We start from the raw sequence: 13,707 nt of genomic DNA on the forward strand, positions 1-13,707 counted from the left end.
TGATGATCTTCGAGATCCGGTTTTTGCAAGCAAGACCCCGGCACCTTCGATCGAGGTGCAAACCGGGGTTCCGCAAGGGATGCGGAACCCCGGCCTTTGCCGAGACGGTTCAATTCTGACCGGGGGGGATGGTCAGAAACCGCCACCCCGCAGGCTGATGCTTGGGAGGCATCGCTCAGCTACGCTGCCACCAGCGCAAAAGTTTCAGCCTCCAGTTGAAGAAAACTCGAATGTCTCAAAATGCAAAAAGGCCCCGGAAATTTCCGGGGGCCTTTTCGTTTGGTCCCGAAGGGCGGCTATTCCGCCGGTGTCGGTTTCTTCTTGAACAACGCCACCAGATTGTCCCAGAGCTCGATCTTGGCGCCCTGGCGCTTCATGATCACGCCCTGCTGGAGGATCGACAGCGAGTTGTTCCACGCCCAGTAGATGACGAGGCCCGCCGGGAACGATGCCAGCATGAAGGTGAACAGGATCGGCATCCAGGTGAAGATCATCGCCTGGGTCGGATCCGGAGGTGTCGGGTTCATGCGCATCTGCAGGAACATGGTCACGCCCATGATCAGCGGCCAGACGCCGATCATCAGGAAGGCGGGCACGCCCCATGGCAGCAGGCCAAACAGGTTGAACAGCGACGTCGGATCCGGTGCGGCCAGATCGTGAATCCAGCCGAAGAACGGCGCATGGCGCATTTCGATGGTGACGTAGAGCACCTTGTAGAGCGCGAAGAACACCGGGATCTGGATCAGCACCGGCCAGCAGCCGGCCAGCGGATTGATCTTCTCGGTCTTGTACAGCTCCATCATCGCCTGCTGCTGCTTCATCTTGTCGTCCGCGTACTTCTCGCGGATTTCCAGCATCTTGGGCTGCACCATCTTCATGTTCGCCATCGACTTGTACGACTTGTTGGCGAGCGGGAAGAAGATGGCCTTGACGATGACGGTGGTGGCGAGGATCGACAGACCGAAGTTGCCAAGCAATTTGTAGAGCGTGTCGATGAGCCAGAACATCGGCTTGGTGATGAAGTAGAACCAGCCCCAGTCGATCAGAAGCTCGAACTGGCGGATCTGGCGGTCCGCCTCATAGGCGTTGATCTTGGCCACTTCCTTGGCGCCGGCGAAGACCAGCGTCTCGACGGTTGCCGACTGACCGGCAGCAACAGTGATCGGGTCGGTCATATAGTCGGCCTGGTAGCGCGGGCGGCCGTCCTCGAAATAGGAGAAGCGCGGCTGGAACGGCTGCTTGCCCGAGGGGACCAGCGCCGCAGCCCAGTACTTGTCGGTGATGCCGAGCCAGCCATCGGTCGACTTGCCAGGCAGAACCTGCTTGTCGTCCTCGATGGTGCTGTAGTTGATTTCCTGCAGGCCTTCCGTGCCGGTCACGCCGATCAGGCCTTCGTGCAGCACGTAGGTCGAAGCATGCAGCGGCTTGTCGAAGCGGGTGAGGCGGCCGTAGTTCGACAGCGCGACGTCGGTGCTGCCAGCATTCGCCACCGTATCGGTCACCGTGAACATGTAGTTCTGGTCGACGGCGATGGTGCGCTTGAAGGTCAGGCCCTTGTCGTTGATGTAGGTCAGCGTCACCGGCGTTGCCGGCGTCAGCGTTGCATTTGCCTCGGCGGTCCAGACGGTGTCGGGACCCGGAACCGCGCCGGTCGCTTCGCTGCCGACGAAGCCGATCTCACTATAGAAGCCGGACGGCAACGCCTGCGGGTTCAATAGCTCGATGACGGGCGAATTCGGTTCGACGGCGACGCGGTAGTGCTTGAGGCTGATGTCGTCGATGCGCGCGCCGGTCAGGTTGATCGAACCCTTGAGGCTCGGCGTGTCGAGCGCGATGCGGCCGGACGCGGCAAGCGCCTGGGCACGGTCGACCACGGCGGCCTGGGCCGTCGTCGTGCCGGGAACACCCGCCTGCGGGGTCGCAGGCATGCCGGCGCTGGCGCCTGGCGCTGTGCCCGCGGGTTGAGCTGCCTTCTGCTGCTCTGCCACGCGCTCGGCTTCGATACGCGCGGTTTCCCGCTGCGATTCGACGCGAGGGTTCATGTAGAACACCTGCCAGAGCGTCAGGATCAGCACCGACAAGGCGATGGTGATAAAGAAATTACGGTTGTTTTCCATCGAAAGCCCTTATCGCGTTCCGCGAATGCGCCGAGAAAGTTCGGCCGTGATCTGGCCGAAGGGGGCGGTGAGCACGTCTTCGCGCCCGACGATCACATAGTCTTTGCCGGCGGCCATGTCACCTGCGGCATGTGTACGAACGGCTTCCCTGAGGCGCCGCTTGACGCGATTGCGGACAACCGCGTTGCCGACCTTCTTGGTGACGGTATAGCCGACACGCGGCCCCGCACTGTCGTCGCGGTCCATAACCTCGACGAGAAAAAACCGCCCGCGCCGCTTGTCACCGCGGCGGACGGCCAGAAACTGTTTTCTTTTCAGAAGCCGTTCGGGGCCGCGTCCATGCGGAGCAGACCCCTCTGGCTTGCCGTCAGCGGGCAAGGTTCCCGCCTATGGCTTAGGCGGAGAGCCGCTTGCGGCCGCGATTGCGGCGAGCTGCGACGACGCCACGACCGCCCTTGGTAGCCATGCGAGCACGGAAACCATGGCGGCGCTTACGGACGAGTTTCGACGGTTGGTAGGTACGCTTCATTTGTTTTTATACCGCGGGGTGCGGCCCTTCTTGATTCTGTCACACTGTAACAGGAGCTTAGCTGGGCTGACTTCGACGCGATCAGAAACCGCGCCGGAAGCGGGGCCCGAGCGTGTGCGGGCTTATAGAAAGAAGGTACCGCGAAGTCAATCCGCTCGTCCCGGCGCCACCGAAGGTTGATTTGCACTGTCAGCAGAAGACAGGGGACAGCGGAGCTGCTTCGACATTTTGCAGTGCGGAATTTGCAACTGCGTTGCGATCGCCTATCTTTGCCATGAAGGGGATGCAAGGCAGTTCGTGCTCATTTTAGTCCGAAGCGCATCATTCTCGCACTGGCCTCGCAGCAAAGAACAGCATGACAGAAGCAGCCGATACCGGTGCATATGCCGGAAAGCAGGCGGACCGTTCGGTTCCGCTTTCGCGCGGCCTGTCGGCCAAGCTGCTGCTTTTGACCATCGCCTTCGTGCTGTTCGCCGAAGTTCTGTTCTTTCTGCCCTCTATCGCCACCTTCCGCCTGCGCTGGCTGGAGGAGCGCTTGGCGACGGCAGCAGCTGTTGCGACCATTCTGGTGCAAGGCGACCCGACTTCGTTGTCGCGCGCAGCGCAGAACGACGTGCTGGCCGCCATCGGCGCCAAGGCGATCGCTGTGCGCGACGGCGGCGTGTCGCGCTTGCTTGTCGTCGCCGACATGCCGCCCGAGGTCGACGAACATATCGACATCGCAAAGTCTGGCGTGCTGGGCTCGATGCCTGACGCGATCGACACGCTGTTGTTTGGCGGCAACCGCATGCTGCGCGTCTACGGCCGGGTCGGCGAGAGCGCCAAGGAATTCGAGCTCGTCATCCCGGATTACCGGCTGCATCGCGCCATGCTGGCCAACGCGCGCTATATCGTTTTCGTCTCGCTGTTGATTTCGCTGTTCACCGCGGCTCTTGTCTATGCCGCCATCGACCGCATCATGATCAAGCCCATCCGCGCCATGACGCGTTCGATGCTGACCTTTTCCGACGCCCCCGACGACCCAACCGGGGTCATCGTTCCGGAGTCACGTTCCGACGAGATTGGCCTGGCCGAGCGCGAGCTGGCGGCGATGCAGATGCATCTGCAAAAGATGCTGCACGAGCAGAAGCACCTCGCCGACCTGGGCCTCGCTGTCTCGAAGATCAATCACGACATGCGCAACATCCTGGCTTCGGCCCAGCTGATGTCCGACCGCCTGCGCATGGTCAAGGATCCGGCCGTCCAGGCCTTTGCGCCGAAATTGCTGCGGACGCTCGACCGCGCCGTTGCCTATTCGGAGAACGTGCTGTCTTACGGCCGCGCCCAGGAGCCGGCGCCGGCGCGCCGACGCCTTCGGCTCAGCCAGCTTGTCGACGACGTGCATGGCCTGCTCGGCCTCGAGCCCGAATCGGGCATCGAGTTCTTCAATGCCGTCGACACCGAGTTCGAGATCGAGGCCGATCCGGACCAGTTGTTCAGGGTGCTGACCAATCTGTGCCGCAACGCCGTGCAGGCGATGGCCGGTGCCGCCGACAGCGCCATTGTCAATCGCCTGACTGTCTATGCCGAGCGCGAGGGCAGCGTCAGCCGCATCCTGGTCGCCGACACTGGCCCGGGCCTGCCGCAAAAGGCGCGCGAGAACCTGTTCGCCGCCTTCCGTGGCTCCGCCCGCAGCGGCGGCACCGGGCTTGGCCTCGCCATCGCCTACGAGCTGGTGCGCGCGCATGGCGGCTCGCTGGAGCTTGTCGAGAGCGCTGGTGGCCGCACCGTTTTCGCCGTCACCATCCCCGACCAGCCCGTTCGCCTCGACGAGGCGCGCCAAGGCATGCGCCGGCCGGCGTGACGCCTTGATCCAGCTCAAGGCGAGGCGGGGAGAAATAGGGTAGTCTCATTTGAATGCGCGCCGACGCTGCAAGGTCGAGCGCGTCAACCAAGGAGTACTCCGATGAAGCCGCATTTCTTCCTTCCTCTTGCCACCTATCCCGAGGCCAATTCCGAGGCGGTGGCATCGAGCGCGGCGTCGATCGCAGCCCAGTTCAATGCGGAACTGCATGCGGTGGTACTCAATCCGGCCATTCCGCAGGTTTCCAACGCGCTTTCGACACTGCTGCTCGATACACCAAAGATGATCCGCGATGCCGAGGCTTCCAGTCGCAGGCATGGCAAGCAACTTCTCGCAGCCGTGGAGACGAGTGCGAAAGAAGCCGGGGTCGAGGTCGCCATCGGTGAGATAGCAGTGCCCGTCGCAGCCCTTGGCGAGGCGGCTTGCGAACGGGCCCGCTATTTCGACCTCGCGCTGCTCGGCTGGGAAGCGGGCAATCAGACCTCACGCATGCTTGCCGAGGCGGTCGTCTTCGGTGCCGGCCGTCCGGCTGTAATCTTGCCGGGCCTTTCGGCTGTAGGCACTATCGATCATGTCGCCATCGCTTGGGATGGCAGTCGGGTTGCAGCGCGTGCTGTCGCCGATGCACGCCCTTTCCTGGAGAAGGCGTCCAGGATTTCTGTGATTACCGTGCTCAATGAAAAGAAGCTGCGCGATGCCGATGCTGCCGAACGGCTTGCCGCGGGCCTGCGCCAGCGCGGCCTCACTGCGGAGGCGGTTCCGACCCAAATCGGCAGCTCCTCCATTGGCGTCACCCTCCAGGAGGCCGCGATGTCGTTGGGTGCACAGCTGTTGGTTATGGGCGGCTATGGCCATTCCCGCGTGCGTGACTTCGTGCTCGGCGGCGCAACCGAAGGCATCCTGAGCGACCTGCGACTCCCTGTCCTGTTGTCGCACTGACGGCACCCGCTGGGATATCGCGAGGCGAACGGCCGGGCTATTGCGTCCGGCCGTCACTGTGAAAAACTTTGCCGGCGCCGGCTTGCATTTCACAAAGCCAGCCGCTAGGTAGCGCCGGTCGCTGCGGTCCATTGATCGAAACGACCCGGCCATTGCAGATGGCCTGATGCGCGCCCGTAGCTCAGCTGGATAGAGCACCAGACTACGAATCTGGGGGTCAGAGGTTCGAATCCTTTCGGGCGCGCCAATTTTCCACCGTTCCGGAACAAAGCTGGGCACCGAGGTTCGCTATTGACCCTCTGCGGCCACCCACCTTTGTGGCTTGAAGCTCGCGAGAGGAGGAAGCCGCCTACCGGAGGATCTTCGCTTAGAGTCGGCATCACTGAATCGGGACGTCAGATGCAAGTGTCTAGGCGACGCTTGATATCTTCGACCAACAGGGCTGCTTCCTCTGCGATTGCCAATATTGTGCCCGACCGCCGAGAGATCGCAAAAGGCAGGCCGGCAAAATACACGCCAGGGGCGCCCGCAAACCCGTTCTCGTGCAATGGTTGCCCTCGCGCATCGAGCACGTTGGGAACGCGCACCCAGCCGAAATCCCCTCTGAATCCGGTGCACCAGATCACCGTCGTAATCCCCCGCGCGGCGAGGTCGATTGATCGGATCGGCGGATTCGGCAGGATCGCGCCAATCGCCTCCGCCGGGTCCGGCTCAGCCCTAGGGGCATCGATGCCGTTGCGCGCGATGTACTCGTCGATCTGGCTTCGAAGTTTAGCGGAACCCTCGTCCGCATGGCGAACATGCGCTTCTGCCTCGTCGCTGAACGAGAGGCTGCCGTCGTCGACGCCGGTGAGCCGACCCAGCAAGACAACGCCTTGCGCACTGAGGGATTGCAGGCTGATCGTATGGAGCGCTCCTGTCAGCGCCCTTCCCGGGATAGGCCCCTGTTGAAGCAGTTCCGTGCGCGTCAAATCTATCAGTCCGGTAAGAACCATCCAGACACTGATGTGAGTACCTCGGTACATTCGGGGCAGCCGGCCGACTCGGCCTGTTGCAAGATACACAGTTCGCCCCGCCTGGACCAAGTCCTCGGCGATTTGGCCACCCGACTGGGCGCTACCGACCACCAGCACGGCTCCACTGTCGAGACCAGACGGGTTGCGGTAGGCCGATGCATCAATCTGTTTGACCTCGGGCGGCAACAAAGCAGAGAAAGGCGGGCGCTCCGGGCAATTCTGGTTACTGCTAGCGATCACCACATTCCTCGCCCACAGGGAGCCGCTCGGAACAGCCAGCCGGTACAGGCCATCGCTCACGACAAGGTCGGTCACCGGCGTACCGGTTTCCACCGGCAGGCCATGCCGGCCGGCATAGTCCTCCACCAGCGCGACAAGCTCGCCGCTTGTCATTGCACCGTCGGGATCCGGGCCGACATAGGTATCCCCGGGCATGACCGTTTGGCTGTTAGGTGTGTTTACCCGAAAGGAGTCCCAGCGCTGGGTCCGCCAAGTCTCACCGATGCGACCTCGCTCCAACACTCTATGACGCAAGCCGCGCTGCGCCAGCGCATGGCTGACGCCTAGCCCCGCCCAACCGGCACCGATGACGACGGCATCAAGAATGTCCGTTCCGCTCGTCATTACGCCCCCCCCTCTAGTTACAACGCTATTGTACTTTGTGAAATCAGTAGATGGTCCGCTTTCCAGCATGGCGTTGCTCTCGCGCATGACAAGCGTTTCATTAACTACAAAGCCCCCGCGACGACATAGCGGTGCCAGTTTCATCCCCTCCGGTGCGCCACTATCTCCGCCACTACGGAACTAAGCGGACGCTCGCGTCTCTGCTCGATGGGCCAGAGCTTGCTCGCCAGCTCGTTGCGAACGCCAGTCTACCAAGACAAGCAGCGATCAACACGTCTTTCGGAAATACGACCCCCGCGTGGATTACTCGGGATAGGCCTCAACGCCCTCAGGCGGCGCCTTGTTGAAAAGGATGAACACCAGGGGGTTGCCGGGTTCGGACATTGCGTCGCTGCGCTGTCCCGTCACTTCTCCAGCCACGCCGCTTGTATATTCCGCAACCACTTCGCCGAAGCTGTCGCGCTGGACTGCAACCTTTTGTCCGGCTTCGACCTTGTCGTTGAGCTTGACCAGATGTTCGACCAGCCCGCCATGGGTTGCCAGGATCGGGAACGCGCTGTTGCCGACAAAGACCGTCACATCCTTCCCCGTGCGGCCCATCGGCCCGGCCACGATGCCATGATGCTTGAGGACGTTCATCGTCCCTTCCACGAACAGCGAGATCATTTCGAGGTCGAGCACGCGCGCGGCGCCGATCTCCGGGCAAAAGGCCGGAATGCCGGCGTCGACGAACGCGTTGTGCAGGACGCCGGGATAGACATGGCTGTCGAAGATCTGGCCGACTGGATAGAGTTCCAGCATCGCCTTGATCTCGGGCACATCCGTGCCGCCGATGTTGAATGCGGTGACATCGAATCCGGTTGTCCCGGTATGGAAGTCGATCGCAGCGTCGGCGTTCGGCCGTAGCAGCCGGTTGAACAGCAACCCGGCGTGCCGGCTGGGCGCGGTGGCGCCGTTCTCGTTGCCGGGCCATTCCCTGTTCATGTCGATCAGATCGTTGCCCCTGCCGAAATTGGGCCATCGGCGCTGCATGCCCTCGATCGCCGGGCGGGACACATCAGTGACCGCCATCACCGTGCCCGACATCTCGGCAGGATCGAGCTGGTTCATCACCGTCTGGACCGTATGCACGGAACTCATCTCGTCGCCATGCACGCCACTGGTCAGGACGACGCGCTTGCCGGGCTTGGCCCCCCTGGCGACCGTCACGGACACATACCAGTACTGTCCGGTCGGCATCTGTACGCCCTGAAAGTACAAAAGGTGCTTCTTGCCGGGCTCCAGGTCGTTGACGTCGAGGGCGCTGACGACTTTCTTTCCCTGGATCACATCACCGGTGTAGACCGTTGATGACGGCGCGCCGGACGGTGCCGCCGCGTCCTGGGCGCTTGCCGAACCAACATTGGCCGCAAGAACAGCTGATGCGCCGACAGTTGCAATGGATGCGATCATGAAGTCGCGGCGATCGAGATTTTCTTTGGGCTTGTTTGGCATGATCGAGGCCTTTGCCGAGAGAAAAGCGACGTTTCGGACAGCAGCATACACGCCGATCATAATCGCGCACAACTTCAAGTGCCGTAAGGTCATCTCCGATCTTTGCCGGTGGCACGACCTGCTTCGGGAGCAGGTGCCCGGTTGCGCAATGCGCGGCGCCAGGTTGCCAAGGCGATCACGGGCGCGACGATGATCAGGGCGAAGGTGATCCGCGTGCCATGTGTGGCGGAGAATAGCCTGCCTGCATCGGCTTCGGCGTCCCCGCCGACAGCAACTTTGGCAGCACCTCTTCGACAGCGTGGGGGGGGGTCGGCAGGTTTTCCCAGAAAGTTTGAATGCGGCGGCTTGCAATTCGCCAAGTCAGGGGCTAGTTAGCGCCGGTCGCTGCGGTCGATTGACCGGAGCGGCCCGGCCGTTACTTTTACGGCCTGTTGCGCGCCCGTAGCTCAGCTGGATAGAGCACCAGACTACGAATCTGGGGGTCAGAGGTTCGAATCCTTTCGGGCGCGCCATTCTCCCAACAATCCTAAACTCTGTCGGTTCGAACCGGCTCAGGATGTGTGTTGCACGTCGACACGGGCAGGTGCGGGTTGTCCCGTCTCCCGAAATGCCGATGCGTTACATCGCCCCGGTCCGGCCGCCAGCGCAGGACGCCAGTCATTGGCCATGGCGATTTCCTTGACGACCGACAGGCCGAGGCCGCTGGGTGCAGCGCGCCTGCCCGCAAGCCGGCTCACCGCGTTGGAGCGTCTTCGGTGCTGACGTGCCGTTCGAACTTTTCGAGCAGGCCATGCATCTGCTTGCGCGCGACCTCGAAGTCGGGCGATGCCGCACGTGCGGCGCGGTCGGCGTCATAGGCTTCCCTTGAAGGGAAGCTGCATTCCCACCTGACATCGGGACCACTGCCTTCCAGCCTTACCAGGATGCGTCCCGGCTCCAGCCCAAGACTGCGCCTGATCTCCGTCGCCCTGCGGCGCTGCTCGAGAACTTCTCCCGCCTGGCCTTCCCTGGCGAAGTAGTTGGTCGCCTCGACAATCATCTTTTCCCTCCTCGTGTCGTGTCGCCCGTGGTGTCCGCGCCGCCGGCGGCAAAATTCGATCCGCGCATCGCTTGACATCCAAAAATATGATCATAAAGTGTGATCACACTAGATGATCGCATCGTACAGCGACGCTACGGTGGTGACAAGGAAAAGGTAAGACCGGTGCCCACGATCAAGTCCATCGAAACGCTGATTGTCCAACTGCCGACGCGGCGCGAGCACAAATGGGCCGGCCTGACCGAGGTCATCGGCCGCTATGTCATGGTCAAGATGACCGACAGCGACGGCCGTGTCGGCTGGGGCGAGGCGCCGGCCCTGAAGGATTGGGGTGGCGAGTTCGGCCGCTATTTCGGTGAATCCGCGCTGATCACCCGTGCCGTCATCGAGACCTATCTGGCGCCTGCCGTCATCGGCCTTGAACTCGGCAATTTCGCAGAACTGCACGCCCGCATGGATGCCATCATCCGCGGCTATCCCTATTCCAAGGCGGCGGTCGAATTCGCTGCCTATGACCTGACCGGCCGTTGGCTCAACGTTCCCGTTCATACGCTGCTGGGCGGCAAGGCGCGCGCCAAGGTCGCCATCACCCATTCTATCGGCCTGATCTCGATCGAGGAGGCCAAGATCGAGGCGGCCAAGCTCGCCGAAGAGGGCATCAAGACGATCAAGGTCAAGATCGGCGTCGACCCGGCGCGCGACGTCAAGATGGTCGCTGCGGTTCGCGAGGCGGCCGGCGAGGCGATGGAGATCTGCGTCGACGCCAACGAGGGCTACAAGACGCCTGGAGAGGCGGTGCAGACCGTGCGCCAGATGGAAAAGTGCCGGCTCAAATATGTCGAGCAGCCGGTGATGGGCATCGAGCGCATCGCCGAGGTCGGCCGCCGTATCGATGCGCCGGTCATGGCCGACGAGTCGGCATGGAACGCCCATGACGCCATCCAGATCATCCAGAATGGCGGCATCCAGATCATCTCGATCTACACCACAAAGGCCGGCGGCCTGTACAAGGCGATGGAAGTCGGCGCGGTCTGCCGCGCCGCCGGCATCATCTGCAACGTAAACGGCTCGATCGAGACAGGCATCGGCAACCTGGCGAACGTCCAGGTCGCGGCTGCTTCGCCGGCGGCGACGCTATCCTGCGTCATCCCGATCTCGACGCCGGCCGAGGCCCAGCACGGCCAGGTCGGCGGCATCTACTACAAGGACGACCTTCTGGTCGAACCGATGCAGGTCGTCGATGGCGCGGTCGTTGTGCCGTCGGGTCCCGGCATGGGCATCGATGTCGACCTGGCCAAGGTCGAAAAATACCGCGTGCGCGACTGAGCGCCGGTCAAGAAACTCAAGGAGAGGAACAAATCATGCGGGCAGAAATCGTAGCGAAGCAGGTCAGGGCAATGGCGGAGCATGGGCTCGACGCCATCATCTGCTCGTCGCCTGAAAACTTCGCCTACACCGCTGGCTTCGTCGTGCCGTCGCAGCCGCTGATCCGCCACCGCCATGCGATGACCATCGTCACCGCTGACGGCCGCACCGCGATCTTCGGCGTCGACATGGAGGCCTCGACCATCAAGCGCCGCCTGCCTGACATGCCGGCCCGCATCTGGGCCGAATTTTCCGACGATCCGATGCTGGTGCTGGCTGACCAGCTCGCCGGTCTCGGCCTTGCCAAGGCGCGCATCGGCCTCGAGATGGATTACCTGCCGGCAGGCGACTTCGCCCGCCTGATCGCTGCGATGCCCGGCGCCCGTTTCGAGCATGCCGAGCCCATCCTGGCGCGGTTGCGCCAGATCAAGACAGCGGAAGAAATCGCGCTGCTCTCCAAGCTGTCGCGCATCGCCGACCAGGCGATCACCGACACGCTGGCCGTGGTTGACGCAGGCGACTCCGAGATGGACATTGCCGGCCACCTGACCCGCAACGTCTATTCGCTCGGCGCCGAGCACTTCAAGCTCCTGATCGTCGCCACCGGCGAACGCTCGGTGCTGCCCAATGTCGGCCCATCCGACCGCATCCTCAAGCGCGGCGACGTCTGCCGCGTCGAAATCTTCTCGGTCATCAACGGCTATCAGGCCGGCGTCTGCCGCACGGCCATCGTCGGCGAGGCGCCGCCCATGGCCGACAAGATCTGGGCTCACCTGGTCGAGTGCAAATATGAGATCATGGAGAAGGTGAAGCCGGGCGCCAGCTGCCGCGAGATCTACGATGCCTTCATCGCCAAGCTCGCCAAGCTCAACCTGCCGCCGATCTCGTTCGTCGGCCACGGCATCGGCCTGCACCTGCACGAGGATCCCTATCTCGGCATGACGCCGGTGCTTGGCAAGCCGGGCAGCGACGCGCCGCTGGAAGAGAACATGGTGCTCGGCTTCGAGCCGCTCTGCTACGACACCGGCTATGGCTACGGCATGCAGAACAAGGACATGCTTTTGGTGACCTCGAAGGGGTCGGAGCTTTTGTCCGACTACGCCGACACCGACCGGCTGATCCTGTGCGGCACCGCCAAGCAGGGCGGCAAGGTCAAGGCCGTGGCCTAAGGATCGCGGCTTGCGAAATGGCGGCCGGGGTGATTGTTGGCCCGGCCGTTTCAAGAACCATCGCCCGCCGTCACGGACCGGTGCAGCGATCTGGAGGGTCCGTGGGTAGAGAATTGGGTGGAGCCGCATGCGTACGCTGATCGAAAATCTGAACTTCGCTTTCACGGTCGACAAGAACGACACGGTGCTGCGCAACGCCAGCGTGGTGGTCGAAAACGACCGCATCGCCGACATCGGCCTGGCCGACGAGGTGGCGGCGCGCCACAAGGGCAAGAGCTTCGACAAGGTCATCGACGGCACGATGCTGGGCATTTGCCCGGGCTTCGTCGACAGCCACGTGCACCTTTCGGAGACTTTGTCGCGCGCGGTCTTCCCCGACAATCTCAACACCCGCGCCTGGGTGTTCCACTGGGCCAAGCCGTTCTACGCCCACATCACTGAAGAGGATGAATACTGGGGCGCGCTGCTCGGCATCACCGAGATGCTGCGTTGCGGCACCACCTGCTTCCTCGACATGGGTTCGCAATATGATCCGGGCGTTGTCATTCGCGCCATGGACAAGACCGGCATCCGTGGCATCACCGGCCGCCATGCCGCCGACAATCGGCCGGCCGAGCTGCCGCGCGGCTGGACAGAGGAGATGGCCCAGCACCACTTCTTCCCCGATGCGCAGACGGCGCTGAAGGTGCTTGAGGAAAACGTCCTGCGCTACAACAACACGCTCGACGGTCGCGCCCGCTGCTGGGTCAATATCGAGGGCAAGGAGCCTTGCAGCCTCGAACTGCATGTGGGCGCGGTCAAGCTCGCTGAAAAGCTCGGCGTCGGTACCACCTACCACCTCGCCACCTCGATCGAGGAAGCCAAGGTCTGCGAAAGCAAGTATGGCTGCTGGCCGATCACCCGCATCGACCGCGCAGGCGGCATCGGCAAGAACCTGGTCATCGCCCATGGTGCTGCCGTGTCGGACGAGGAGGTCAAGCTGCTGGCCGAGCGCGGCGCCAGTGTCGCCTTCTGCCCGTGCTCGTCGTTCAAGCTCGGCAAGGGCGCGACCGCCATCGGCAAGTATCCCGAGATGGTCAAGGCCGGCGTCAAGGTAGGCCTCGGCACCGATGGTGTTTCGGCCGCCGGCAACATGAACCTGATGCGGCAGATGCTGGTGGTTGCCGGCATGTTCAAGGACGCTCGCATGCAGCCCGACATCTTCACCGCGCGCCAGGCGCTGCGTGCCGCGACCATCGAAGGCGCTCGTGCCCTGATGTGGGACGACGAGATCGGCTCGCTGGAGATCGGCAAGAAGGCCGACTTCATCCTGTTCGACCTCGACCATGTCGAGTGGACGCCGTTCTACGACCCGCTGCAGGCGCTGGTGTTCTCGGCTTCGACGGCCTCGATCACCCAGACCTGGGTCGACGGCAAGGTGCTTTATGCCGACGGCAAGGTGCAGGGCGTCGACGAGCCGGGTATACGCCGCAAGGCACGCGAACTGGCTGCCGCCGCCGTGGTCCGTGCAGGCCTGCACGAGCATGGCGTCGAGACCACCACGACGCTTTACGACGAAGGCAACTGATGCCG

The 13,707-nt window shown here is 62.9% G+C and carries 11 protein-coding genes and 2 tRNA genes; 7 read left to right on the plus strand and 6 right to left on the minus strand.

Annotation, left to right across the window (positions count from 1 at the left end; genetic code table 11):
* Positions 1 to 296: 296 nt before the first annotated feature.
* From yidC to rpmH, 3 genes are read right to left on the minus strand one after another with little or no spacing between them, the layout of a single operon-like run.
* Positions 297 to 2,117: a membrane protein insertase YidC gene (gene yidC, locus J1C56_RS22770; protein WP_214392328.1), complete on the minus strand. Its 1,821-nt coding sequence runs from the start codon at positions 2,115 to 2,117 to the stop codon at positions 297 to 299.
* 9 nt (positions 2,118 to 2,126) lie between these two features.
* Positions 2,127 to 2,495 carry a ribonuclease P protein component gene (rnpA, locus tag J1C56_RS22775; RefSeq protein ID WP_214392329.1) on the minus strand — a complete coding sequence of 123 codons (369 nt, stop codon included), beginning with the start codon at positions 2,493 to 2,495 and terminating at the stop codon, positions 2,127 to 2,129.
* A gap of 16 nt (positions 2,496 to 2,511) precedes the next feature.
* Positions 2,512 to 2,646, minus strand: coding sequence for a 50S ribosomal protein L34 (gene rpmH / locus J1C56_RS22780; protein WP_008833937.1), 135 nt, complete (start codon positions 2,644 to 2,646; stop codon positions 2,512 to 2,514).
* Between the two features lie 355 nt (positions 2,647 to 3,001).
* Between rpmH and J1C56_RS22785 the strand changes: the two genes are divergently transcribed.
* From J1C56_RS22785 to J1C56_RS22795, 3 genes are all read left to right on the plus strand, one after another.
* Positions 3,002 to 4,489 (plus strand): sensor histidine kinase, encoded by a 1,488-nt coding sequence (locus tag J1C56_RS22785; RefSeq protein ID WP_214392330.1) that lies wholly within the window; start codon positions 3,002 to 3,004, stop codon positions 4,487 to 4,489.
* Positions 4,490 to 4,591: 102 nt separating this feature from the next.
* The gene (locus J1C56_RS22790) at positions 4,592 to 5,428 is read left to right on the plus strand and encodes a universal stress protein (protein ID WP_214392331.1); all 837 of its coding nucleotides are present in this window, start codon (positions 4,592 to 4,594) and stop codon (positions 5,426 to 5,428) included.
* Between the two features lie 170 nt (positions 5,429 to 5,598).
* Positions 5,599 to 5,675 (plus strand) — tRNA-Arg (locus tag J1C56_RS22795).
* A gap of 148 nt (positions 5,676 to 5,823) precedes the next feature.
* Here the strand turns inward: J1C56_RS22795 and J1C56_RS22800 are convergent.
* Together J1C56_RS22800 and J1C56_RS22805 are read right to left on the minus strand one after the other, a co-directional pair.
* Complete coding sequence (locus J1C56_RS22800) at positions 5,824 to 7,068, minus strand: flavin-containing monooxygenase (protein WP_214392332.1); 1,245 nt, start codon at positions 7,066 to 7,068, stop codon at positions 5,824 to 5,826.
* 303 nt (positions 7,069 to 7,371) lie between these two features.
* Positions 7,372 to 8,562: a M14 family metallopeptidase gene (locus J1C56_RS22805; RefSeq protein WP_214392333.1), complete on the minus strand. Its 1,191-nt coding sequence runs from the start codon at positions 8,560 to 8,562 to the stop codon at positions 7,372 to 7,374.
* A gap of 435 nt (positions 8,563 to 8,997) precedes the next feature.
* On the opposite strand from J1C56_RS22805, the gene J1C56_RS22810 reads away from it, so the two are divergent.
* A tRNA-Arg gene (locus tag J1C56_RS22810) sits at positions 8,998 to 9,074 on the plus strand.
* Between the two features lie 221 nt (positions 9,075 to 9,295).
* On the opposite strand, the gene J1C56_RS22815 is transcribed toward J1C56_RS22810, so the two are convergent.
* On the minus strand, positions 9,296 to 9,601 hold the full coding sequence (locus tag J1C56_RS22815; RefSeq protein WP_214392334.1) for a hypothetical protein: 306 nt from the start codon (positions 9,599 to 9,601) through the stop codon (positions 9,296 to 9,298).
* Positions 9,602 to 9,766: 165 nt separating this feature from the next.
* Here J1C56_RS22815 and J1C56_RS22820 point away from each other — a divergent pair, with 165 nt between their 5' ends.
* The 3 genes from J1C56_RS22820 to J1C56_RS22830 all read left to right on the plus strand — a co-directional run bounded on the left by J1C56_RS22820 (position 9,767) and on the right by J1C56_RS22830 (position 13,702).
* On the plus strand, positions 9,767 to 10,927 hold the full coding sequence (locus J1C56_RS22820) for a mandelate racemase/muconate lactonizing enzyme family protein (RefSeq protein ID WP_214392335.1): 1,161 nt from the start codon (positions 9,767 to 9,769) through the stop codon (positions 10,925 to 10,927).
* A 35-nt stretch (positions 10,928 to 10,962) separates the two neighbouring features.
* Positions 10,963 to 12,135 (plus strand): M24 family metallopeptidase, encoded by a 1,173-nt coding sequence (locus J1C56_RS22825; RefSeq protein WP_214392336.1) that lies wholly within the window; start codon positions 10,963 to 10,965, stop codon positions 12,133 to 12,135.
* A 127-nt stretch (positions 12,136 to 12,262) separates the two neighbouring features.
* Positions 12,263 to 13,702 (plus strand): amidohydrolase family protein, encoded by a 1,440-nt coding sequence (locus J1C56_RS22830; RefSeq protein WP_214392337.1) that lies wholly within the window; start codon positions 12,263 to 12,265, stop codon positions 13,700 to 13,702.
* The last annotated feature ends 5 nt before the right edge of the window (positions 13,703 to 13,707 follow it).

This window comes from Aminobacter anthyllidis (genome assembly GCF_018555685.1).
GTDB classification, from domain to species: Bacteria; Pseudomonadota; Alphaproteobacteria; order Rhizobiales; family Rhizobiaceae; genus Aminobacter; species Aminobacter anthyllidis.

Coding starts and splice junctions, on each gene's coding strand:
- J1C56_RS22825 (WP_214392336.1), top strand. CDS start 10,963: ATGCGGGCAGAAATCGTAGCGAAGCAGGTCAGGGCAATGGCGGAGCAT.
- J1C56_RS22800 (WP_214392332.1), bottom strand. CDS start 7,068: ATGACGAGCGGAACGGACATTCTTGATGCCGTCGTCATCGGTGCCGGT.
- J1C56_RS22790 (WP_214392331.1), top strand. CDS start 4,592: ATGAAGCCGCATTTCTTCCTTCCTCTTGCCACCTATCCCGAGGCCAAT.
- J1C56_RS22785 (WP_214392330.1), top strand. CDS start 3,002: ATGACAGAAGCAGCCGATACCGGTGCATATGCCGGAAAGCAGGCGGAC.
- J1C56_RS22805 (WP_214392333.1), bottom strand. CDS start 8,562: ATGCCAAACAAGCCCAAAGAAAATCTCGATCGCCGCGACTTCATGATC.
- J1C56_RS22815 (WP_214392334.1), bottom strand. CDS start 9,601: ATGATTGTCGAGGCGACCAACTACTTCGCCAGGGAAGGCCAGGCGGGA.
- J1C56_RS22830 (WP_214392337.1), top strand. CDS start 12,263: ATGCGTACGCTGATCGAAAATCTGAACTTCGCTTTCACGGTCGACAAG.
- rpmH (WP_008833937.1), bottom strand. CDS start 2,646: ATGAAGCGTACCTACCAACCGTCGAAACTCGTCCGTAAGCGCCGCCAT.
- yidC (WP_214392328.1), bottom strand. CDS start 2,117: ATGGAAAACAACCGTAATTTCTTTATCACCATCGCCTTGTCGGTGCTG.